Raw genomic sequence first — 21,358 nt, 5'->3', positions numbered from 1 at the left:
GTCACACCCCGGCGGCCTGCGGCGTCGGCACGTCGCCCAGCGCCTCGGCGACCACGTCGGCGCCCGAGCGCCCGCGCAGCTCGGCCTCCGGCGTGACGATCAGCCGGTGCGCGATGACGGGCACCGCGAGCGCCTTGACGTCCTCGGGGACGATGTAGGAGCGGCCGGCCGCCGCCGCCCGCACCCGCGCGGCGCGCAGCAGCGCGATGCCGGCCCGCGGGCTCGCGCCGAGCCGCAGGTCGGGGTGCTCGCGGGTGACCGCGACGACGCGCACGAGGTAGTCGTACAGCGGCGGCGCGACGTGCAGCCGCTGCGCGAACTCGATCATCCGGGCGAGGTCCTCGCGGCTCAGCACCGGCGGCATCTGGTCGAGCACCGCGCCGGTCGGGGCCCCGGCGAGCAGCGCCACCTCGGCCTGGTGGTCGGGGTAGCCCATCGAGATCCGCATCAGGAACCGGTCGAGCTGCGCCTCCGGCAGCGGGTACGTGCCGTCCATGTCGACGGGGTTCTGCGTGGCGATCACCATGAAGGGGCGCGGCACCGGATGCGGGACGCCCTCGACGGTGACCCGGCGCTCCTCCATGACCTCCAGCAGCGCCGACTGCGTCTTGGGCGAGCCGCGGTTGATCTCGTCGGCCACGGCCAGGTTCGCGAAGATCGGTCCAGGGTGGAACTCGAACTCGGCCGTCCCCTGGTTGAAGATCGACACGCCGGTGATGTCGCTGGGCAGCAGGTCGGGCGTGAACTGGATGCGCGCCCACTTGGCCTCGACGGACGCCGCGATCGCCCGCGCCAGCGTCGTCTTGCCGACGCCCGGGACGTCCTCGACCAGCAGGTGCCCCTCGGCGAGCAGGCAGGTGAGCGCCAGCTCGACCTTCTCCCGCTTGCCGCGCACGACCCGCTCGATGTTGCCCGCCAGCGCCGCGAACATCTGCGCGAACCGCCCGGCCAGCGCGTCCGCGTCCACCGCCGCGTTCTCACTCATGATCCGCTTCCCCGCGCGCTCGACATGGTTCGTTCACCCTCGGACGGCCTCAACCGCTCACGTCTGGCATTCGAAGAGACCGTCCGACGGGTAGCCGTTCTTGGAAGTGGCCACCAGAGTGTCGTTGAGGTAGCCGTTGCCGTACGACGTCTGGACCTGGTTCCAGACGGAGCTCGACGTGTTGCTCTCGGGGTCGTTGTACGACTGCCCCTGGACCTGGCACACCACGGTCATCGTGATGATCTGCCCCTTGGGGATCGTGCCCGTGGTGGGACCTGATGTGTTCGGGCCCGACCGGATCAGCGTGTTGGTCTGGCCGTTGTTCTGGTTGCGGATCTGCTTGGTCGGATACGCGAGGTCCACGGTCTTCGTCAGTTCCGTGGACTCACCAGCGCCGTTGCGGGCCTTGACGCTCACCTGGTGTGTCGTCGCGTTGGCCAGCCCGCGGACCGCCTCCGAGGTGCGCTTGGTCGTGAGCGTCCCACTGGGCGAGGTCACCACGTAGGTGACGTCGAAGCCGGCGGAGGGGGCCCATCGGAGGTCCGCTCCGTGGTTGACGGGGGTCGCGCTGAGGCCGGTCGGCGGGCCGGGGGCGGTGCAGGCGGTGGCGGCGACCTCGCCGGACTCGCTGTAGGCGGGCTTGCCGTCCTTCCCCTTGTACTCCGCTGCCACCTTGTAGACGTGGGTGGTCGTGTCGCAGGTGAGGCCGCCGACGGAGAACGTCCCGCCCTGGACGGCCCCGGCGAACTGCGCCGGCCTCGCGCCCGCGACCGGCTTGCCGTTCTGGCCGAGCAGGACGAACCGGGTCACCGGGTAGACGCCCTGCGGCTGCGCGGCCGCCGTGAACCGGACCTTGATCGAGCCGTTGTCGCCGGACGCGGCGGGCGTGGGCGGGTCGGGCGCGGTGGGGTCCTTCTTCACCGGCGGCCTTGTGGGCCTGCTCGGCGGCGTGACGGTGGTGGTGCCGCCGTTGCCCGTGCCGCCGCGGTTCCGGTTGCCCTGGCCGCCTCCCGGGTTGGCCTGGACGGGCAGCGGGCGCCGCGCGCTTCCGGGGACCTTGTCGTCGTACTTCTCGATGCGCTTGACGCCGCCGTCCGGGCCGAAGGCGAGGGCGGTGGGGCCGTCGGGGTCGTTGACCCACAGCATGTGGTCGCGGACGAGCATCTCGATCGTGCCGCCGGGCCGCGCGGCCGCGACGGGCCGCTCCCAGGCGTTGCGCTCGGTGTTGAAGACCAGCAGCCGGCCGGACGTCCGGTCGGGCAGGTAGACGCGCTGCCCGAGGACGTTCGGGGGCTCGAAGGCGTGGTGGCCCGGCACGCGCAGGGCCACCGAGTCGACCCGCCCGACGCCCGTGTCCAGCAGGTAGAGGGAGCCGCCCGCGCCGAGCATCGGGACGATCTGCCCGTCGGCGACCGCCGGGACCTTGACCCCGTCCGCGGCCCGCGTGACGGGCGCGGGCAGGTTGACCCGCTGCGTGCCCTCGGGGCGGACGATCAGCGCGGTGGCGGACGTGCTGTCGGTGATCACGGGCCGTCCGGCGGCGATCGTCAGCGCGAGGCGGTCGCCGGCCTTCCCGACGGCGACGGGCTCGCCCTGGCGGCCCGACCTGAAGGGGACGACGCGGCCCGTCTGCGGGACGGGCACCCAGAGCGCGCCGTCGGCGTCGATGCCCGCCTGCCCGAGCGGCGCGGTGAGGGTCGCGGGGGTGCCGACCGGCGCCAGGGTCACCGGGTCGATCTGCTGGACGGAGCCCTTGACGAGGTCGACGGTGTAGGCGGCGCCGGCGCCGGAGAGGACCTGCATGCCCGGCCCGCCGGCCTGCCGGCTCTTGGTGATCTTGAGCTGAGAGGGGTCGATCCGGCTGACGACGCCGGTCTCCTCGTCGACCAGCAGCACCGTGGCGCCGTCCTGGACGATCCTGATGCGGTGGCCGCGCATCTGCGGCACCACCGGGGTCTTGCCGTCGACCTTGCCGGCCAGCCCGTTGGCGTGCACGACCAAGCCCTTGCCGCTCGCGCTCAGCCAGGCCCCCACGTCCGAGAGCCGGTACCGCGCGCTGGCGGTGCCCACGCCGTAGACGAGCGCGCCCACGGCGAGCACGCCGACCAGCCCGGCGGCGATCTGGCCCGTCAGCCTGTCACGCCGGAAGAATCGGTAATGACCGCGCGGGCCGGTGGTCCGCGCGGAGGATCGGTCCCCGTTCAATCCCCGCTCACCCTCTCGGCGCGCCGGGAGCGGGAAACCGCTGACCCGGGGCGCGAAGGCACCTTAACGGCAATACGGGGCGCTCCGGAATGGGTTTGCGGAGATCGGCCTGGTAGATCGATGCCGGTCCGGCGGGTGACGGGCGATCCGCCATGACATCAATCGGTTGTGGGCAAGGGATTGCGGCTTGCCCCCGTCCGTCGGTCTGAGATCCGAACGCGAACGTTATCCGGGACGTCCTAGTGTTGGGCATCGCGACGACGACTCCGAGGTGGACGTGGAAAACGTGAGCATCGCCGACCTGTGGCACCGGGTGACGGGAACGCAGCCGGATCCGCCGTGGTGGCTGGTGGCCCTTGTCGGCCTCGTGGCGCTCGCCTCGGTGGTGCACGGCCCGACCTGGCGGATGGCGCGCAACACCGTCACGATCGCGCACGAGGGCGGGCACGCGCTGGTCGCGCTGGTCACCGGCCGCAAGCTGGACGGCATCAAGCTGCACTCCGACACCTCGGGCGTGACCGTGTCGCGCGGCAAGCCGCACGGCCCCGGCATGATCCTCACGGCGATGGCGGGGTACGTCACGCCGCCGCTGCTCGGGCTGCTGTTCGCGCTGCTGCTGGAGGACGGCCGCATCACGCTGATGCTGTGGTTCACCCTGGCCCTGCTCGCCGCGATGCTCATCATGATCCGCAACGCCTACGGGGCGCTCTCGGTGATCGTGACGGGCGCGGTGGTCTTCGCGGTGTCGTGGCTGGGCAGCGCCACGGTGCAGGCCGGGTTCGCCTACCTGGCCGCCTGGTTCCTGCTGCTGGCCGGCACCCGCCCGGTGATCGAGCTGCAGCGCATGCGGGCCCGGCACATGGCGCCGAGCTCCGACGCCGACCAGCTCCACCACCTCACCGGCGTCCCCGGGCTCGCCTGGGTGGGCCTGTTCGCCGCCACCGCCCTGCTGGCCCTGCTGGCGGGCGGCGCGCTCCTCATCCCGGACGTCTCGCTGCCCGACCTGCCCACCCCGCCCGGCTTCGGCGGGGTGGGCTGACGCCGGACCGGGCCGCGATGGCGCCGACTGTCCGAGGGCGCCGATAGTTTCGGCTGTGTGAGGGATCGGTGGTCTCGTGAGCAGGTGCTCGGGCTCGCGCCCGACGCGTCGTCCGCCAGGGCGGCGGGCGGCGTCGCCAAGCCCGCCAGGTGGGCGGGGACGGGGTGCGACGGCGAGGCCGTCTGGGGCGAGTGCCAGGGCAGCGGCAAGTCCTCCTACCGGACGTGCGCCGACCTGACCGGCCCGGCGTTCCGGTGCACGTGCCCGAGCCGCAAGTTCCCGTGCAAGCACGCCCTGGCGCTGCTGTTCCTGTGGGCCGACGGCCTCATAGAAGAAGCCGAAGGCGTTCCGGGGGGTGCGGGGGGTCGTCCCCCCGCAGAGGTAGGAGCCGAAGGCGCTCCGGGGGGTGCGGGGGAAGGCGCCGAGGGCGGGTCGCGTCCCGCGTGGGTCGCCGAGTGGCTGGAGGACCGCCGTGAGCGCGCCGGCCGGGCGGCCGAGCGGCGCCCCGCCCCGGCGGCCAAGGCCCGCGATCCGAAGACGGCGGAGCGGCGGGCCAGGCGGGTCGACGACGGGCTCGCCGAGCTCGACCAGTGGCTCCGCGACCAGGTCGCGCACGGCCTCGCCCAGGCGGAGAAGGCACCCTACCGGCTGTGGGACGACGCGGCGCGGCGGCTCGTCGACGCCCAGGCGGGGGCGCTGGCGGGGCCGGTCAGGGGCCTGGCCGCGATCCCGCGCCGGCCCGGCTGGCCCGGGCGCCTGCTGGAGGAGTACGCGCTGCTGCGGCTGCTCGTCCGGGCCTACCAGCGGCGGGAGGAGCTGCCCGAGGGGCTGCGCGAGACCGTCCGCTCGCGGGTCGGCTTCACCGTCCCGCAGGAGGAGGTGCTGTCCGGCGGGGAGCGCGTGCGGGACCTGTGGTCGGTCACCGGGTCGCGCGACACCGCGCAAGACCTGCTCACCACGCGCAGGGTGTGGCTCCGCGGCGGCCGGACGGGGCGTCCCGCGCTCGTGCTGTCCTTCGCCGCGCCGGGCACGTCCTTGGACGGTTCCCTCGTGGTGGGTATGCAGATCGATGCGGAGCTGGTCTTCTATCCGGGCGCGCAGCCGCTGCGGGCGCTGGTCGCCGAGCGGTACGGGGCGCCGATGCGGGCCGCGCCCGCGGGGACGTCCGTCCGGGGGTTCCTCGACGAGCACGCGGCCGCCGTCGCGCTCGACCCGTGGCTGGACCGCTGGCCCGCGACGCTGGCGGACGTCCGCCTGGCGCGCACCGGAGAAGGAGACCTCTACGTCGTCGACGGCGCCGGAGACGCGCTGCCGCTGCGGATCGGCGATCCGTGGCGGCTGCTCGCGCTGTCGGGCGGCGGGCCGGTCACCCTGGCCGGGGAGTGGCGCCCGCGCGGCCTGCGCCCGCTGGCCGCGTGGCACGAGGACGAGGGGACGGTGGTCCTGTGACCGCGTGGGACGAGCACGTCACCGCAGCGCTGCTGGGCACCGAGCGCCGCGACCCGCCCGTCCTGGCGCAGGCGCCCGGCGACGGCGGCGACAAGGCGGGACGCCTGCTCGACCAGGCGGCGCTGCTGGCCGTCCGGCGGCGGGCGGGGCGGATCCCGTCGGGCGCGGCGCCCGAGCCGGTGGCGCTGGCCCCGGTGGAGGACGTCCCGGCGGTGCCGAGGGCGGCGGCGGCCCGGTTGCGGCGGATCCTCGGCGGCGAGCAGATCCGGGTGCTGCCCGAATGGCTGGACGCGGCGGCCGCCCGGGGCCTGCGGGTGCCCGCCCAGTCGCTTCCCGAGCTGCTGGAGCGGGGGCGCAGCGACCGGATGCTGCGGCCCTCGATCGCGCGGGCGTGCGGGCGGCGCGGCGTGTGGCTGGCCCTGCAGAACACGGACTGGGCCTACCTGGTCGGCTCCGGCGACGACCCCGGCGGCGGCCCCGAAGTGTGGGAGACCGGGACGCGCAACCGGCGGGTGGCCTACCTGACCATGCTTCGCGAGACCGAGCCGGAGCGCGCGCGGGAGCTCCTCCGGGGAACCTGGGCCAAGGAGCCGGCGCCCGACCGCGCGGCGTTCCTCGCCACGTTCGGGCACGGGCTCTCCCTCGATGACGAGGAGTTCCTGGAGGCGGCCCTGGGCGACCGCGGCAAGGACGTCCGGCAGATCGCGTCCGACCTGCTGGCCCGCGTGCCGGGCTCGGCGTACGGGGAGCGCATGGCGGCGCGCGCCCGAGCCTGCCTGACCGCCGAGGAGCGCACGGTCCAGGGCCGGAAGCAGACGTGGATCCGGGTGGAGCCGCCGGACGCCCACGACGAGGACATGGCGCGCGACGGCGTCCCGTTCCACCCGACCGGGTCGTTCGCGCCGCGCGGCGGCGGCGCTCCGGTGGGGACGCGCGCCGCGTGGCTGCGCGAGATCCTGGCCCGCACCCCGCTGTCCACCTGGACGGAGCTGTTCGGGCTGCCGCCCATGGAGATCGTGTGCCTGCCCGTCTCCGACTCCGACGGGCGCGACGTCCACATCGGCTGGGCCCGCGCCGCCCTCGGCCAGCGCGACACCGGCTGGGCGCGGGCGCTGCTCAGGGGCGGCGTCATGGTCGACGAGCCGGAGGCCCTCGCCGACCTGCTGTCGGTCCTGCCCGGCCCGGAGCGCGACCCGGCGGCGGCCGACCTGATCCGCTGGGTGGAGGGGCGGCCCGGCCTGCTGCGGGTCCTGGAACGGGTGCCCGGTCCGTGGGCCGGGCCGCTCGCCGCCGCGGTGGTCGAGACGCTGAGCGCGTCGGCCGAGCGTCCCACCCGCCGTGACGAGCACCTGATCACGCAGCTGTGCCGGCTCGCCGACCAGCGGCTCGACCCGGCCGCCGCGGTCCGCCTGGCGGCCCTCGGACCGGCCGCCCCGCGGGCCCTGACCGACCTGGTCGCGACCCTGCGTTTCCGCGACGAGATGCTGAAGGAGCTTGACCAGTGACCGAAGAGGCAGGCCCGGCGGGCCTCGGGGACGGTTCCCCCGCGCCGACCGCGGGCGCCGTGCTGCGGCCGCACGCCGAGCAGGAGCACGCCGCCGAGCTGGCGCGGCTGGCCGAGCACGACGACCGGCCCCGGCCGCCCGGCTGGCGGCTGTCGCCGTGGGCCGTCACCGCGTACCTGCTCGGCGGCGAGCTGCCGGACGGCACGGCGATCACCCCGAAGTACGTGGGGCCGCGCCGGCTGATGGAGGTCGCGGTGGCGACGCTCGCGACCGACCGGGCGCTGCTGCTCCTCGGCGTCCCCGGCACGGCGAAGACCTGGGTGTCCGAGCACCTCGCCGCCGCGATCAGCGGCGACTCCACGCTGCTCGTGCAGGGCACGGCGGGCACGGCGGAGGAGGCGATCCGCTACGGCTGGAACTACGCGCGGCTGCTCGCCGAGGGCCCCTCGGAGCGCGCGCTCGTGGAGAGCCCGCTGATGCGCGCGATGCGGCACGGCTCCGTCGCCCGCATCGAGGAGCTGACCCGGATGCCCTCCGACGTCCAGGACGCCCTCATCACCGTCCTGTCCGAGAAGACGCTGCCCGTGCCCGAGCTGAACACCGAGGTGCAGGCGCGCAAGGGCTTCACGGTCATCGCGACCGCCAACGACCGCGACCGCGGCGTGAACGAGCTGTCCAGCGCGCTGCGCCGCCGGTTCAACACGGTCGTGCTGCCGCTGCCGGAGTCCGTCGAGGACGAGGTCGCGATCGTCGCGCGCCGCGTCGACCAGATCGGCGCCGGGCTGGAGCTGCCCGAGAGCCCGGCGGGCCTGGAGGAGATCCGGCGCGTCGTCACGGTGTTCCGGGAGCTGCGGTCCGGGGCGACGGCCGACGGGCGCACCAAGCTGAAGTCGCCCAGCGGCACCCTCAGCACCGCCGAGGCCATCTCGGTGGTCACCAGCGGGCTGGCGCTGGCCGCGCACTTCGGCGACGGCGTGCTGCGCGCCGCCGACGTGGCGGGCGGGATCGTCGGCGCCGTCGTCCAGGACCCGGTGTCCGACCGCGTCGTGTGGCAGGAGTACCTGGAGGCGGTCGTCCGGGACCGCCCCGAGTGGCGGGACTTCTACCGCGCCTGCCGGGAGGTCTCTTGAGCCAGGTCGAAGTCTTCGGCATCCGGCACCACGGGCCGGGGTCGGCCCGCGCGCTGCGGGGTGCGCTGGAGGACTTCAAGCCGGACGCGGTGCTCGTCGAGGGGCCGCCCGAGGCCGACGCGATCGTGGAGCTGGCGGGCGACCCGGGGATGGTGCCGCCGGTCGCCCTGCTCGCCTACTCCCCCGCACCCGCCGACGGCGACCGCCGGGCCGCGTTCTGGCCGTTCGCCGAGTTCAGCCCGGAATGGCAGGCGATCAGGTACGCGCTGTCGGCGGGCGTGCCCGTCCGGTTCTGCGACCTGCCCGCCGCGAACCAGCTCGTCGCCGAGGAGGAGCCGCCCGAGGAGGGCATCCGGCTCGACCCGCTCGGCTGGCTGGCGAAGGCCGCCGGGTACGACGACGCCGAGCGCTGGTGGGACGACGTGGTCGAGCACCGCCACGGCGGCCCGTCCCCGTTCCCCGCCATCGCCGAGGCCATGGCGGAGCTGCGCGGCGAGCTCGAACCGGCCGCCCGGGAGGAGCAGCGCGAGGCCCACATGCGCAGGACGGTGCGCCGCGCCCTCAAGGAGGGCCACGAGCGGGTCGCCGTGGTGTGCGGCGCGTGGCACGTCCCGGCCCTGCGCGCCAAGGTCCCGGCGAGCCGCGACGACCGGACGCTGCGCGGCCTGCCGAAGACCAAGGTCGCCATGACGTGGGTGCCGTGGACGCACGGGCGGCTCGCCGGCCGGTCCGGCTACGGCGCCGGCGTGCGCTCCCCCGGCTGGTACCACCACCTGTTCGCGGCCCGCGACCGCCCGATCGAGCGCTGGCTGACCGCCGCCGCCCGCGTCCTGCGCGAGGAGGACCTGCACGTCTCCTCCGCGCACGTGATCGAGGCCGTCCGGCTCGCCGAGGCCCTGGCCGCGCTGCGCGGACGCCCCCTCGCCGGGCTGGACGAGGTCACCGAGGCGACCCGGGCCGTCCTGTGCGAGGGCGCCGAGCTGCCCGTCCGGCTCATCCAGGACCGGATGGTCGTCGGCGAGCGGCTCGGCGCCGTCCCGGACCGGACCCCGATGGTGCCGCTGCAGCGCGACCTCCAGGCCGAGCAGCGGCGGCTCAGGCTCAGGCCGAGCGCCCTTGAGAAGGAGCAGGACCTCGACCTGCGCAAGCCCACCGACCTGGAGCGCAGCCGCCTGCTGCACCGGCTCCGCATGCTGGACGTGAACTGGGGCGTCCCGTCGGAGAGCCGCTCCAAGGGCACGTTCCGCGAGACGTGGACGCTGCTCTGGCGGCCCGAGTTCGACGTGGAGCTGATCGAGGCGAGCGCGTGGGGCACCACCGTGCGCGGCGCGAGCACCGCCCGCGCGCGGGAGGCGGCCGAGAGCGCCGCCGCCCTCGCCGACCTCACCGACGTGGCCGAGCGCTGCCTGCTCGCCGACCTCGGCGACGCGCTCCCCGCGGTCATGCGCGCCCTCGCCGACCGCGCCGCCGTCGACACCGACGTCGCGCACCTGATGGCGGCGATGCCCGCGCTGGTGCGCGCGCTGCGCTACGGCGACGTCCGCGGCACCTCCACCGGCCCGCTCCGCACGGTGGTCGACGGCCTCGTCGTCCGGGTCTGCGTCGGGCTCCCGCCCGCGATCACCGGGCTCGACGACGACGCCGCCCGCGAGTTCCTCGGGCACGTCGACGCCGTCCACGGCGCCCTGTCCCTGCTCGCCGACGAGGGCCACGTCGAGCGCTGGCGCCGCGCCCTGGAGGGCCTGCTCGGCCGCCCGGACGCCCTGCACGGCCTCATCGAGGGGCGCCTCACCCGCCTGCTGCTGGACGCCGGGCGGCTGCACGACGTCCCCGACCGGATGGCGCGGGCCGTGTCCACCGGCGCGGCGCCCGACCGCGCCGCCGCCTGGGTCGAGGGCTTCCTCGCCGGCGGCGGCCTCCTGCTCCTGCACGACGAGGCGCTCCTGCGGCTCGTCGACGGGTGGATCGCCGGCCTGCCCGCCGACTCGTTCACCGACGTCCTGCCCCTCCTGCGCCGCACCTTCGGCGCCTACCCCGCCGCCGAGCGCCGCGCCATCGGCGAGCGGCTCCGCCGCCGGGGCCGCGCCCCGCCGGGCGGGACCGGCCGCCGGAGGACGACGTCGACGAGGCCCGGGCCGCCCCGGCGGCCGCCACGGCCCTGCGGATCCTCGGATGGGAGAGCCCCGCATGACGAACGAGAGCGCGACCGGCGAGAGCGCGGACGACCGGCTGCGGCGCTGGCGGCTCGTGCTGGGCGGCGACCAGGCCGACGGGACCGGCGTGACGCTGGGCGGCGACGACGTCCGCATGGACGGCGCCCTGGAGCGGCTCTACGGGGCCGGCGGCGGCGAGGGGCGGCCGCGGCCGGGGCGGCGCGGCGCCGGGCTCGGCGACTCGGCGCCCTCCGTGGCCCGGTGGCTCGGCGACATCCGCGCCTACTTCCCGTCGAGCGTCGTGCGGGTGATGCAGAAGGACGCGATCGAGCGCCTCGACCTCACCCGGCTGCTGCTGGAGCCGGAGATGCTGGACGCGGTCGAGCCCGACGTCCACCTCGTCGGGACGCTGCTGTCGCTGAACCGGGTGCTGCCCGACAAGGCCAGGGAGTCGGCGCGCGCGGTGGTCCGCACGGTCGTGCGCGACCTGGAGCGGCGGCTCGCGCAGAAGACCCGCTCGGCCGTCGGCGGGGCCCTGGACCGGTCGGCGCGGGTGCTGCGCCCGAGGCGGCTCGCCGACGTCGACTGGGACCGCACGATCCGCGCCAACCTGCGCCACTACCTGCCCGACCAGGGCACCCTCGTGCCGGAGCGGCTGATCGGGTACGGCAGGCGGCGGCAGGCCGTCAAGCGGGACGTGGTGCTCGCGATCGACCAGAGCGGCTCGATGGCGGCGTCGGTGGTGTACGCCAGCGTGTTCGGGGCGGTGCTGGCGTCGATGCGGTCGCTGCGCACGTCGCTGGTGGTGTTCGACACCAGCGTCGTGGACCTCACCGACCAGCTCCACGACCCGGTTGAGGTGCTGTTCGGCACGCAGCTCGGCGGCGGCACCGACATCAACCGCGCCGTCGCGTACTGCCAGGGGCTGGTGACGCGACCGGCCGAGACGACCCTCGTGCTGATCAGCGACCTGTACGAGGGCGGCGTCCGCGACGAGATGCTCCAGCGGGTCGCGGCGCTGACGGCGTCGGGCGTGCAGGTCGTCGTCCTGCTCGCCCTGTCGGACGAGGGCGCGCCCGCCTACGACCACGACAACGCGGCGGCCCTGGCCGCGATGGGCGTCCCGGCCTTCGCGTGCACCCCCGACGCCTTTCCCGGGCTGATGGCCGCCGCCATCGAACGCCGCGACCTCAAGGAGTGGTCCGAGCGCGCCGCACCGGACCGGTGAGCGCGTCAGACCGGTGAGCGGGACAGGCCGCGGACCAGGAAGAGCACCACCAGGGCGGTCACCAGGGCGTGGCCGGCCAGCGCGGACGGCTGGATCTCGACGAGCGCGCCCCAGGCCGCCCACATCGCGACGCGGGCGACACGCGCGGCCATCACCGTCCCGGCGGCGGCGCGGCTGCCGCGCCACGCCAGGATCACCCCGACCAGCGTGACGACGGCGACGACCGCGAACGACGAGGCGACCACGGGCAGCAGGCCGCCCCGGTGGCCCTCGCTGAGGGACGGCCGGGCGATCAAGATCGCGAGGGCGGCGACGTCCAGCGCGGCGAGAAGGCCGGCGAGGAGCAGGCCGGTCACGACCGCCGGGCCGCGCCGCAGCGTCCGGACGCCGCGGGGCGACCGGGGCAGCGGGCCCGGTGCGGGCCCCGGCCCCTGCGTCGGCGCGGGCGCGGGCGCGGGTGCGGGCGGAGGCGGCGCGGGTGAGGCCGGTCCGGGTGAAGGCGGCGCGGGCACAGCCGTGGACGGGCCGGGCCAGGTCGGCGTCTGCTCCCAGGAATCCGGGGCGGACGCGTCGGCGGCCGGCTGCGGCGCGAGCTCGGCCGCGGGCTCCGGGACCGGCGACGTCGGGCCGGCGAAGTCCTCCGTGAGGAACTCGGGAGGGATCTCCAGGCGGGCGTGCCGCTCGCTCTCGCCGAGCAGCCACAGCAGGACGTCCTCGGAGGTGGGACGGGCCTGCGGGTCCTTGGCGAGGCAGGCGGCGGCGACCTCGGCGAGCGGGCCGGGCAGGGCGCCGAGGTCGGGCGTCTCGTTCAGGATCCGGTACATCACCGCGGGCAGCGGGCCGCCCGCGAAGGGATCGCGGCCGGTGGCGGCGAACAGCAGGGTGCTCGCCCAGGCGAACAGGTCGGCCGACGGCCCGACCCGCCCGGTGAACTGCTCGGGCGCCATGTAGGCGGGGGTGCCGACCACCTGGCTCGTCATCGTCGCGCTCGCGTCGAACGCGCGGGCGATGCCGAAGTCGATCACGCGCGGCCCGTCCGGGCCCATCAGCACGTTCTGCGGCTTGAGGTCGCGGTGCACGACGTTCGCGCGGTGGATCGCCGACAGCGCCGTCACCGAGCTGATCGCGAGCCGGTCGAGCGCCGCGCCGGTGCGCGGCCCCTGGTCGTGGACGAGGGCGCGCAGCGACGGTCCCGGCACGTACTCGCTGACGATGTAGGGGCGGTCGCCCACCACGTCGGCGGCGAGCATCTGCGCGGTGCAGAACCCGGCGACCCGCTCCAGGACGGCCATCTCGCGCACGAACCGCTCCCGCGCGCTGGCGTCCCCGGCGAGCTGGGCGTGCAGCAGCTTGACGGCGACCCGGGACGGCCCGGGGCCCGGCTCGGCGGGCCGGCCGAGGTAGACCGCGCCCTGGCCGCCGGCGCCGATCCGGCCGAGCAGCTCCCACCGTCCGAGCCGGGTGGGATCGGCCGCTGTGAGGGGAACAGGACCCGCCATTCGCACCCTCTCGAAAAAATTGAGCATTCCCGCGGGCACAAAACCGCTCCGCCCGGCATCGAAGAGTATAGGTTCGGCGAGCCCGAAGCGGGAGAAGAGATGCTGCAGATTCGTTCGACGATTGCGCGGTCCAGGCCAGGCGCCGTGCCGCTGGCGGGGTGCGTCGCGGCCCTCGTGGCGGCCGGCGTGCTGACCGGCTGCGGGGACGCCGGCGCGACCATCACGCGGCTGACGGTGGGTTCGCCGGGGCCCGACCCGTACACGCTGGCGTCCGGCACCGACAGGGTGGACGTGAAGGCGCGGCCGCAGGCGGGCGGCACGAAGGAGGGGGACGCACCGGGACTCTACGGCGGCACGCGCCGCGCTTCCACCTGCGACAGGGAGCGGCTCGTCGCCTTCCTGCGGACTCATCCCGACAAGGCGCGGGCGTGGGCGCGCGTGCAGGGCATCCCGGTGGGCGACATCCCGCAGTACGTGTCGCGGCAGACGCCGGTGCTGCTGCGCACCGACACGCTCGTCACCAACCACGGGTACCGGGACGGGGAGGCGGTGAGCGACCCCGCCGTCCTTCAGGCCGGAATGGGCGTTCTGGTCAATGGTTACGGAGTGCCCACGGTGAAGTGCAATTGCGGCAATCCCCTCAGTCCGCCCGGCAAAAAGATCTCCACCCGGAACGCGTCGTACAGTGGCCGGTCCTGGCCGGGATTCGAGAAGGGGAATGTCACCCGGGTACAGCCGCGTGATTCCCGTAAGGGACCGATCGCCACTTTCGTCCTTGTCGACCCGGAGGCCACGATGGGATTCGCCCGGCCCCGCGCCACCGGAGGGGCGTCGGACGGGCCGCCGACCCCGCTGCCGCCGGCGGAGACCGAGGTCGTGGCGAGCGACTCGCCCGCGCCGTCCGGCTCGGGCCTGGAGACGCCCGGCGCCGAGTCCCCCGGCACGGAGTCGCCCGGCACCGAGGCGCCGGCGCCGGAGTCGCCCGGCGCGCGGTCACCGGGGACCGAGTCGCCCGGACCGCAGACCCCGGGCCCCGCGCTCTCGTCCCCGTCGCCGGGCGTGGTCACGCAGGACCCGGGTACGGGCGCCGGTGGGAAGGAGGCGCCGGGCGACGAGGCGCACGGGCCCGTCTCCCTGCCGCCGTCGAGGGAGCCCGCGCCCGCGACCTCCTGAGATCGTGCGCTATCTTTGCTCATATGAGCAGTGCTTCAGATGTCATCGCCCCGGACGCCTGCGCCGTCCGGGTGGTCGACGCCGCGAAGGTCGCCGCCGTCTCGGCCTCCCTGCCGGACACGGAGACGATCACCGAGCTGGCGCAGGTGTTCGGGCTGCTGTCCGACCCCGGCCGGCTGCGGGTGATCACCGCACTGCTCGAAGGGGGAGAGATGTGCGTGTGCGACATCGCCGCGTCCTGCGGGCACTCGGAGTCGGCGGTCTCGCACGCGCTGCGCCTGCTGCGCGCCAACCGCGTCGTGCGCGTCCGCCGCGCCGGCCGGATGGCCTACTACCGGCTGGACGACTCGCACGTCCGGCTGCTGCTCGATCTCGCCCTCACCCACGTCGGCCACGGGGAGGAAGGCCCATGATCGGGGACCGCGGGGACACGCCCGGGAAGCGGGGGCACGAGCACGGGGGCGCCCGGCACGGGGGGCACGGCCACGGGCACGGGCACGCCGTCTCCGCCGGCGCCGACCGGCGGCTGCTGACCGGCGCGCTGGCGCTGATCATCGCCTACATGTCGGGCGAGGTGGTCGTCGGCCTGCTCGCCGGGTCGCTGGCACTGATCACCGACGCCGCGCACATGATGACCGACGCGTTCGCGATCGCGCTGGCGCTGGTCGCGATGCGCATCGCCGCGCGCCCGCCGAAGGGCGGGTACACCTTCGGCCTGCGCCGCGCCGAGATCCTCTCCGCGCAGCTGAACGGGCTGACGCTGATCCTGCTCACCGTCTACTTCGTGTACGAGGGGGTCCGGCGGCTGGTCGAGCCGCCCGCGGTGGAGGGCCAGTTCGTCTTCTGGACGGCCCTCGCGGGCATCGCCGTCAACGTCGCGGCGACGATGCTGATCAGCCGGGCGGACCGGCGCAGCCTGAACGTCGAGGGCGCGTTCCAACACATCCTGAACGACCTGTTCGCGTTCGTCGCGACCGCGGTCGCGGGCCTGGTCGTGTGGACGACGGGCTTCGCCCGCGCGGACGCGATCGCCTCGCTGGTGGTGGCCGCGCTGATGCTCAAGGCCGGGTACCGGCTGCTGCGGGACGCGGGCCGGGTGCTCATGGAGGCCGCGCCCGCCGGGATCGACCCGTCCGAGCTCGGCGCGCGGCTCGCCGGGCGCCCCTGCGTCGAGGAGGTCCACGACCTGCACGTGTGGGAGGTCAGCTCGGGCTACCCGGCGCTGTCGGCGCACGTGCTCGTGGACTCCCAGGGCGACTGCCACGCCGTCCGCCGCGACCTGCAGGAGCTGCTGCGCGACGCCTACGCGATCACGCACACGACGCTGGAGGTCGACCACGTGGCCGAGCCGTCCGGCGGCGGCCACGTCCACTGCGACGACGCGCACGGCCCCCGCCATGTGGCGGAGGCCGCCGAGCCCCACGAGCACGCGGGCGGCGCGCCGTGCGACCACTAGGGCCGCGCGGGCGCGCCGCCCCGTGATCAGCGGGTGGTGCAGGCGGCGCCGTTCACCGTGAAGGCGCTCGGGGGCGGGTTCGCCCCGCCGCTCGATCCGTTGAAGCCGATCGTCACCGAGCCTCCCGGCCGGATCGTCCGGTTCCAGTCGAGGTTGCGGGCGGTCACGTCCGGGCCGCTCTGCGACCAGGCGGCGTTCCAGCCCTGGGTGACGCGCTGCCCCGCGCCGAACGCGAACTTCAGCGCCCAGCCCTCGATGGGCGAGGTCCCGGTGTTGGCGACGGTGACCTGCGCGGTGAAGCCCGCCCCCCACTGGCTCTGCACCGAGTACCCGGCCGCGCACGCCGGGGCGGCCGGGCCGCCGCCCGCCGGGATCTCGACCAGCGTGATCGAGGACGCGGGGAACGCCGAGGTGAACCCGTCCGCTCCCACCGCCACGTCCGGGGCGCGGACGATCGCGGCCGGGTCGGCGCCGCCGTACCGGTAGACGCGCCCCGCCGCCGAGCCCGACCGCCCGGCGATCGAGACGGTGCTGGTGAGGTCGTCGGTGAGCGACTTGTTCACGATCATGAGGGTGAGCGCCCCGTCGGACGCGCGCTCCGCCGCGTACACCGCGAGCCTGCCCTGGTCGGCGCTCGACGCGCGGACGGACGTCTCGCCGAACGAGGCGCCCGCGCCGTCGTAGTTCCGGTACATGCGGAACGCGTAGGCGCCCGGGTCGGACGCGCCCGGCGGCGCCCACAGCGTCGCCAGGTCGAGCCCCTCGCGGCCGAAGATCCCGAGGACGTCCGCCTGGGCCAGCGCGCCGTTCAGATGGCCGAGCGCGCCCCAGTTGTACTCGGTGATCGCCAGCTTGGTGCCCGGATAGTTCTGGTTCACGAGCTCGCGCATCCGCGGGATGTAGTTGATCGGCTGGCCGATCCAGCTCTCGTCGGTGTAGGCCGGGTCCCACAGCTGCCGGGTGGAGCGCAGCCGGAGCTCCTGGGTCGCCGCGTCGCCGGGGTCGGTGGAGGACACCCCGGCCTGCTGCGGGTAGATGTGCTCGTCGAAGTAGTCGAGGATGCGGGTGCCGTGCTCCTGCTCGTAGGCCTTCATCTGCCGCAGGTACCAGTCGGCGAACGGGACGCCGCCGTGCGCCGCCCGGTCCGGCGGGTTCGACCAGCAGTCCCCGCCCTCGCGGTCGCAGGTCTGCTTGTCCAGGCCCGACATCGTCAGCGACTGGAAGCCCCAGCCGACCGGGCCGAGCGTCCTGGCCCCCGGGTCGGCGGCCTTCACCGCGGAGGCGATCGCGTACGTCTGGCGGCGCATCTCGTCGTAGCCGGCGCCGTCCGGGTGCACGTCGCGGTGGGTGGCGTGCCAGAGGTCGGGCTCGTTGTCGAGATCGTAGAAGCGCACCCCGCCGTCGTCCGCCCGGCCGTACTTGCCGGTCAGGTGGGACAGCCAGTCGGTGACGTACCGGGGGCCGGCCGGGACGCTGGTGTCGGCCGGGTCGTTGCCCGTGACGTTCGAGCCGTCCGGCTTGACCCCGTTGCCGCAGTCGGGCCGCCACTGGGCGTCGGCGCCCTGCTGCGGGCCGTACTTGGCGATGCCGAACCCGCAGGTGTAGTCGCGGCCCTTCGGCGTCCAGCCGATCAGCGGGACGGTCAGGAGCGTGCCGGTGCCGGTCCGGCGGTCCTGCTCGGTGAACTGGTCGGTCTCGGATCCGTCGGGGAGCTTCGCGGGGTCCGGCGCGGGGCCGGGCACGTTCTCGAAATACCAGTCCGAGCCCCGGTTGGTCTCGTCGTAGCGGTAGTTGTAGCGCGTTGTCGCGTTGCCGCCCCACCGCCGGACGGGGAGGCGCAGCTCCTTGGCGAGTTCCTCGGACGCGAAGTTCATCCCGTACACGTAGGGGCTGATCGCGTGCCGGGACGCGGACGGGTCGACGGTCAGCGCGGGCCCGTCCGCGGCCTGCGCCGGGGGCGCGGCCCACGGCAGGAGCGCGGCGGCCGCGGCGACGGCGAGCCAGGCCTTCCTGGTCATGTCACACCTCGCATGCCTTGTCGTTCACCTCGAACGCGGCGGGCGCGCCGCTCGCCGCGCCGGTCGCCTGGAACCCGACCGTGAGCGAGGCGCCGGGCGCGACCGAGGCGTTCCAGTCGAGGTTCTTGGCCGTGACGGCGGCGCCGCTCTGCGACCAGGCCGCGCTCCACCCCTGGCCGACCTTCTGGTCGCCGGGGAAGGCGAACTCCAGCGTCCAGCCGTTCAGCGCCGAGGACCCGGTGTTGGTGATGGTGACCTGGGCGGTGAAACCGCCTGACCAGCTGTTCTGCACGGTGTAGGCGACCTTGCACGACGTTCCCGGCGTGCCCGGGTCGCCGGGGTCGCCGCCCGGGTCGCCCGCGCCGAGCAGGTAGGGGTCGAGGTAGGCCTGCTTCGCCGTGTTGACGGTCGTCCAGTCGTCGTTGAGGATGCCGCCGGTGTCGCCCGAGTTGGGGTTCCACGACCAGAAGGTGAAGGAGACGCCGCCCGTACCCTTGCCGAGGTAGGCCATCAGGGTGCGCAGCCACGTCTGGTCGCGCGGGTCCCTCAGCGTCGTCCCGAACTCGCCGAGCAGGACCGGCGCGACGTTGTTCTTGTAGAGGTAGCCCCAGTTCTTGTCCCAGATCCCGGCCAGGTTGGACGGGAAGGACGGGTCGTCGAACCACGGCTGCGGGTACACCGACGTGGCGTAGTCGTGGGCGGAGTACACGAGCCGGTTCGCGACGTTCAGCCGCACGGGGTACTGCGCGGCGCCCTGGAGGTTGCCGCCCCACCAGTAGTTGTCGCTCCCCTGGTCGTTGACGCCCTCGACGATGATCAGCCAGTTCGGGTTGGCCGCGAGGATCGCGTTGCCGGCCCGCTCGGCGGCCAGCCGCCAGTCCCTCGACTGGTCGCCGCAGCCCCAGCACGCCGGGGAGTGCGGCTCGTTGTGCAGGTCGGCCCCGATGACCGTGGTGTCGCCCGCGTAGTGCCGGGCGAGCATCGTCCAGTCGGAGATCCAGCGCGACTCGGGGTAGGCGGCGGTGTACCAGAGCGCGGACTGGCCGCCGGAGTCCGGGCGGTGCCGGTCGAGGACGACCTTGAGCCCGATCCGCCCCGCGTAAGCGATGATCTTGTCCAGGATCTGCAGCCCGTTCAGCCCCTGCAGGTCGGGGTTCTTGGCGTAGTCGATGCTGTTCGGCGTGCTGCCGGAGTCGAACAGCTGGCTGCTGTAGGGCAGCCGCAGCGTGTTGTACCTCAGGCTCTTGATCTGGTCGAGCATGTCCTTGTAGCCGCGCGACCAGAGGCCGTGCGGCGCGTAGTTGGACGTCTCGGCGCCGAACCAGTTGACGCCCGTCATCCGCACCGGCTGCCCGGCGGCGTCGAGCAGTTGCCGGCCGCTGGTGTGCCAGTAGCCGGCACCCGCCGCGCGGGCGGGGCGCGGCGCGGCCTGGACGAACGCCAGCGCCAGCAGCACGGCCACGATGATCGGGACGAGGCGGGTCCGCCGGAGTCTCACGGTCACGGTCGTTCTCATACGGGGTCCTCGATCGACGGGGGTGGGAGCGCTCCCACAGTCGGCCGCGGCACCCGGCCTGTCAAGGACGGCTCCAGCCGTCCCGCGCTGACCAGGCACCCCGCGTGAAAACTGGTGAAAGGGCTGGCCCCGCACTCTGTGCGGGGCCAGCGGCTAACAATCAACGGTCAGGCAACAACAAAGTCGGTTCGTCAGCTCTTGGTCTTGCCCGCCTTCGGGTTGACGCCGAGCTTCTTCGCCGTCTCCTTGACCAGCTTGTCGAGTTCCTCCTTGGGCCCACTGAAGATGACCTGCGGGTAGGTCTTGTCATCCTCGGGCTGCGGAGGCGTATCGGCTGCCATATTCATCCACTCCATCTCGTTTTATCCCTAATAAGAGGTCGAAGCATTGACTCCGACCACACGGGGATCGTCCGAGATACTCGGGACGCCGCAACAGCGGTGCGCCGGCTAGGAGAGGGCGAACAGGTCGGCGGGGCCGTGCCAGCAGACCGCGCGCAGCCAGTCGTCGCCGAGATCGAGCGCGGCCAGCGACTCCAGCTGGTGCGCGTACTCGTAGGGGATGTTCGGGAAGTCGGTGCCGAGCAGGATGCGCCCCTCCAGGCCGAGGTCGCGCAGCCGGGGCAGCAGCGCGTCCGGGAAGGGCGCCAGGGCGGCGAAGCGGGTGAAGATCATCGTCGTGTCGAGGCGGACGCGCTCGTGGGCGTCGGCCAGGGCGAAGAAGCCCTCGAACTCCGGCGCGCCGAGATGGGCGACGATCGCCGTCAGGCCCGGGTGGCGGGCGAGCACCTCGCCGAACGGGCCGGGCCCGGTGAAGCCGTTGGCCACCGGACCGGAGCCGGCGTGGACGAGGGCGGGCACGCCGGCGTCGGCGAGCATCCCCCAGACCGCGTCCAGCTCCTTGAGGCGCGGATCGAAGCCGCCGACCTGGAGGTGGACCTTGAAGACGCGGGCGCCCGCGTCCAGCGCGCGGCGCACGTACTCCTCGACGCCGGGCTCGGGATAGAACGTGGCGGACTGGAGGCACTCGGGGACCCGGGCGGCGAACCGGGCGGCCCACTCGTTCAGGGACTCGGCCATTCCGGGCCGGTGCGGGTAGGCGAGCGAGGTGAACGCGCGGACGCCGAGCCCGCGCAGGAAGTCCAGCCGCTCCTGCTCGGAGTCGCGGTAGCGGATGGGCCACTCGGTGCCGATCAGCGGCCCGGCCTCGTCGAAGTAGTCCCACACCGCGCTCATCAGGCGCTGCGGCATGAAGTGGACGTGGACGTCGATGATGCCGGGCAGCCCGAGCGACCGCCAGAACGCGGGGACAGCTGAATCAGAACGAGGTTCGGCCACGCCCCGACCCTAGCCGCTCAGGTGATCTCGGCGAGCAGGGCGGGCAGCGCGGCCCGCAGCTCGCGGCGCCAGTACGGCCAGGTGTGGGTGCCGCGGTAGAAGTGCGTGGAGACGGGGACGCCGAGCTTCTTCAGCTTGCCCGCGAACTCGCGGGAGACGGTGTGGGCGAGGGCCTCCAGCGCGTCGTGCGGGACGGGGTCCCGCCCGCCCCGGCCGGGGTGGTCGAAGGGGCCGGGGGCGCCGTCCCCCGCGCTGACGTGCACCCGGACGCCCGCGAGGCGCCCGGCGAGGTCGTAGGGGTTGTGCTGGCGCCACACGACGCGCTGCTCGTCGGGGTCGCCCCACACGTCCGTCCAGTCGAGGGACGGCGCGCCGATCGCGACGCTCAGCTCGACGAGGTCGGCGACGTCGAGCCCGGCCGGGTCGCGGTGCAGCGTGTGGACCGGCCCGCTGAACGACGCCGCCGCCCGGAAGAGGCCCCGGTGCCTGGCCGCGTACGCCAGCGCGCCGAGCCCGCCCATCGCGTTGCCGGCGACGGCGCGGTCCGGGCCCGCGCGGTATCCGCGCTCCAGGATCTGCCGCAGCTCGGCGAGGTGGAAGGTCTCCCACTTCGGGGCGCCGCCGCCGCCGCGGTTCCACCAGTCGGTGTAGCTGCCGCACGGGCC

At 74.5% G+C, this 21,358-nt stretch carries 16 protein-coding genes and 1 pseudogene; 9 read left to right on the top strand and 8 right to left on the bottom strand.

The annotated features are described in order from the left end of the window. Position 1 precedes the first annotated feature (1 nt). Complete coding sequence (locus tag AB0C69_RS08540) at positions 2 to 985, bottom strand: MoxR family ATPase (RefSeq protein WP_360351454.1); 984 nt, start codon at positions 983 to 985, stop codon at positions 2 to 4. A 57-nt stretch (positions 986 to 1,042) separates the two neighbouring features. Then, complete coding sequence (locus AB0C69_RS08535; protein WP_360351451.1) at positions 1,043 to 3,190, bottom strand: hypothetical protein; 2,148 nt, start codon at positions 3,188 to 3,190, stop codon at positions 1,043 to 1,045. 271 nt (positions 3,191 to 3,461) lie between these two features. On the opposite strand from AB0C69_RS08535, the gene AB0C69_RS08530 reads away from it, so the two are divergent. From AB0C69_RS08530 to AB0C69_RS08505, 6 genes and pseudogenes are all read left to right on the top strand, one after another. Next, positions 3,462 to 4,229, top strand: a complete 768-nt coding sequence (locus AB0C69_RS08530) for a M50 family metallopeptidase (protein ID WP_345182303.1) — start codon at positions 3,462 to 3,464, stop codon at positions 4,227 to 4,229. Positions 4,230 to 4,286: 57 nt separating this feature from the next. Next, positions 4,287 to 5,678, top strand: coding sequence for an SWIM zinc finger family protein (locus AB0C69_RS08525; protein WP_360351447.1), 1,392 nt, complete (start codon positions 4,287 to 4,289; stop codon positions 5,676 to 5,678). Next, the gene (locus tag AB0C69_RS08520) at positions 5,675 to 7,183 is read left to right on the top strand and encodes a DUF5691 domain-containing protein (RefSeq protein WP_360351444.1); all 1,509 of its coding nucleotides are present in this window, start codon (positions 5,675 to 5,677) and stop codon (positions 7,181 to 7,183) included. The genes AB0C69_RS08525 and AB0C69_RS08520 overlap by 4 nt, the downstream gene beginning before the upstream one ends. Before the next feature lie 59 nt (positions 7,184 to 7,242). After that, the gene (locus AB0C69_RS08515) at positions 7,243 to 8,313 is read left to right on the top strand and encodes an AAA family ATPase (RefSeq protein ID WP_360351477.1); all 1,071 of its coding nucleotides are present in this window, start codon (positions 7,243 to 7,245) and stop codon (positions 8,311 to 8,313) included. After that, positions 8,232 to 10,367: pseudogene (locus AB0C69_RS08510) on the top strand (DUF5682 family protein); the annotation flags it as partial. The gene AB0C69_RS08515 and the pseudogene AB0C69_RS08510, both read left to right, overlap by 82 nt. A gap of 133 nt (positions 10,368 to 10,500) precedes the next feature. Continuing rightward, entirely contained in the window at positions 10,501 to 11,694 is a 1,194-nt protein-coding gene (locus AB0C69_RS08505; protein ID WP_360351441.1) for a VWA domain-containing protein, read from the top strand. 5 nt (positions 11,695 to 11,699) lie between these two features. Here AB0C69_RS08505 and AB0C69_RS08500 read toward each other — a convergent pair whose 3' ends face one another. Next, on the bottom strand, positions 11,700 to 13,193 hold the full coding sequence (locus AB0C69_RS08500; RefSeq protein ID WP_360351438.1) for a serine/threonine-protein kinase: 1,494 nt from the start codon (positions 13,191 to 13,193) through the stop codon (positions 11,700 to 11,702). Positions 13,194 to 13,292: 99 nt separating this feature from the next. On the opposite strand from AB0C69_RS08500, the gene AB0C69_RS08495 reads away from it, so the two are divergent. The 3 genes from AB0C69_RS08495 to AB0C69_RS08485 are packed head-to-tail and all read left to right on the top strand — an operon-like array spanning position 13,293 to position 15,822. Continuing rightward, a complete protein-coding gene (locus AB0C69_RS08495; protein WP_360351435.1) occupies positions 13,293 to 14,366 on the top strand; it encodes a DUF6777 domain-containing protein in 1,074 nt (357 codons plus the stop codon). Positions 14,367 to 14,389: 23 nt separating this feature from the next. After that, positions 14,390 to 14,779: a metalloregulator ArsR/SmtB family transcription factor gene (locus AB0C69_RS08490; RefSeq protein ID WP_345182287.1), complete on the top strand. Its 390-nt coding sequence runs from the start codon at positions 14,390 to 14,392 to the stop codon at positions 14,777 to 14,779. Then, on the top strand, positions 14,776 to 15,822 hold the full coding sequence (locus AB0C69_RS08485; protein WP_345182285.1) for a cation diffusion facilitator family transporter: 1,047 nt from the start codon (positions 14,776 to 14,778) through the stop codon (positions 15,820 to 15,822). Before AB0C69_RS08490 ends, AB0C69_RS08485 begins: the two co-directional genes overlap by 4 nt. Positions 15,823 to 15,848: 26 nt before the next feature. Here the strand turns inward: AB0C69_RS08485 and AB0C69_RS08480 are convergent, their stop codons facing one another. From AB0C69_RS08480 to AB0C69_RS08460, 5 genes are all read right to left on the bottom strand, one after another. After that, entirely contained in the window at positions 15,849 to 17,840 is a 1,992-nt protein-coding gene (locus tag AB0C69_RS08480) for a glycoside hydrolase family 44 protein (protein ID WP_360351430.1), read from the bottom strand. 1 nt (position 17,841) lies between these two features. Then, positions 17,842 to 19,344, bottom strand: coding sequence for a cellulase family glycosylhydrolase (locus tag AB0C69_RS08475; RefSeq protein WP_360351427.1), 1,503 nt, complete (start codon positions 19,342 to 19,344; stop codon positions 17,842 to 17,844). 203 nt (positions 19,345 to 19,547) lie between these two features. Beyond that, a complete protein-coding gene (locus AB0C69_RS08470; RefSeq protein WP_360351424.1) occupies positions 19,548 to 19,697 on the bottom strand; it encodes a hypothetical protein in 150 nt (49 codons plus the stop codon). Between the two features lie 108 nt (positions 19,698 to 19,805). Next, positions 19,806 to 20,693 (bottom strand): amidohydrolase family protein, encoded by an 888-nt coding sequence (locus AB0C69_RS08465; protein ID WP_360351421.1) that lies wholly within the window; start codon positions 20,691 to 20,693, stop codon positions 19,806 to 19,808. Positions 20,694 to 20,710: 17 nt separating this feature from the next. Beyond that, the coding region (locus AB0C69_RS08460; protein ID WP_360351418.1) for an alpha/beta hydrolase-fold protein at positions 20,711 to 21,358 on the bottom strand (648 nt) is incomplete at its 5' end.

The organism is Actinomadura sp. NPDC048032, from assembly GCF_040653175.1.
In the GTDB taxonomy this organism is placed as follows: Bacteria; Actinomycetota; Actinomycetes; order Streptosporangiales; family Streptosporangiaceae; genus Spirillospora; species Spirillospora verrucosospora.
The sequence above is the reverse complement of the archived record's forward strand: the minus strand, read 5'-3'. Positions and strand labels throughout refer to the sequence as shown.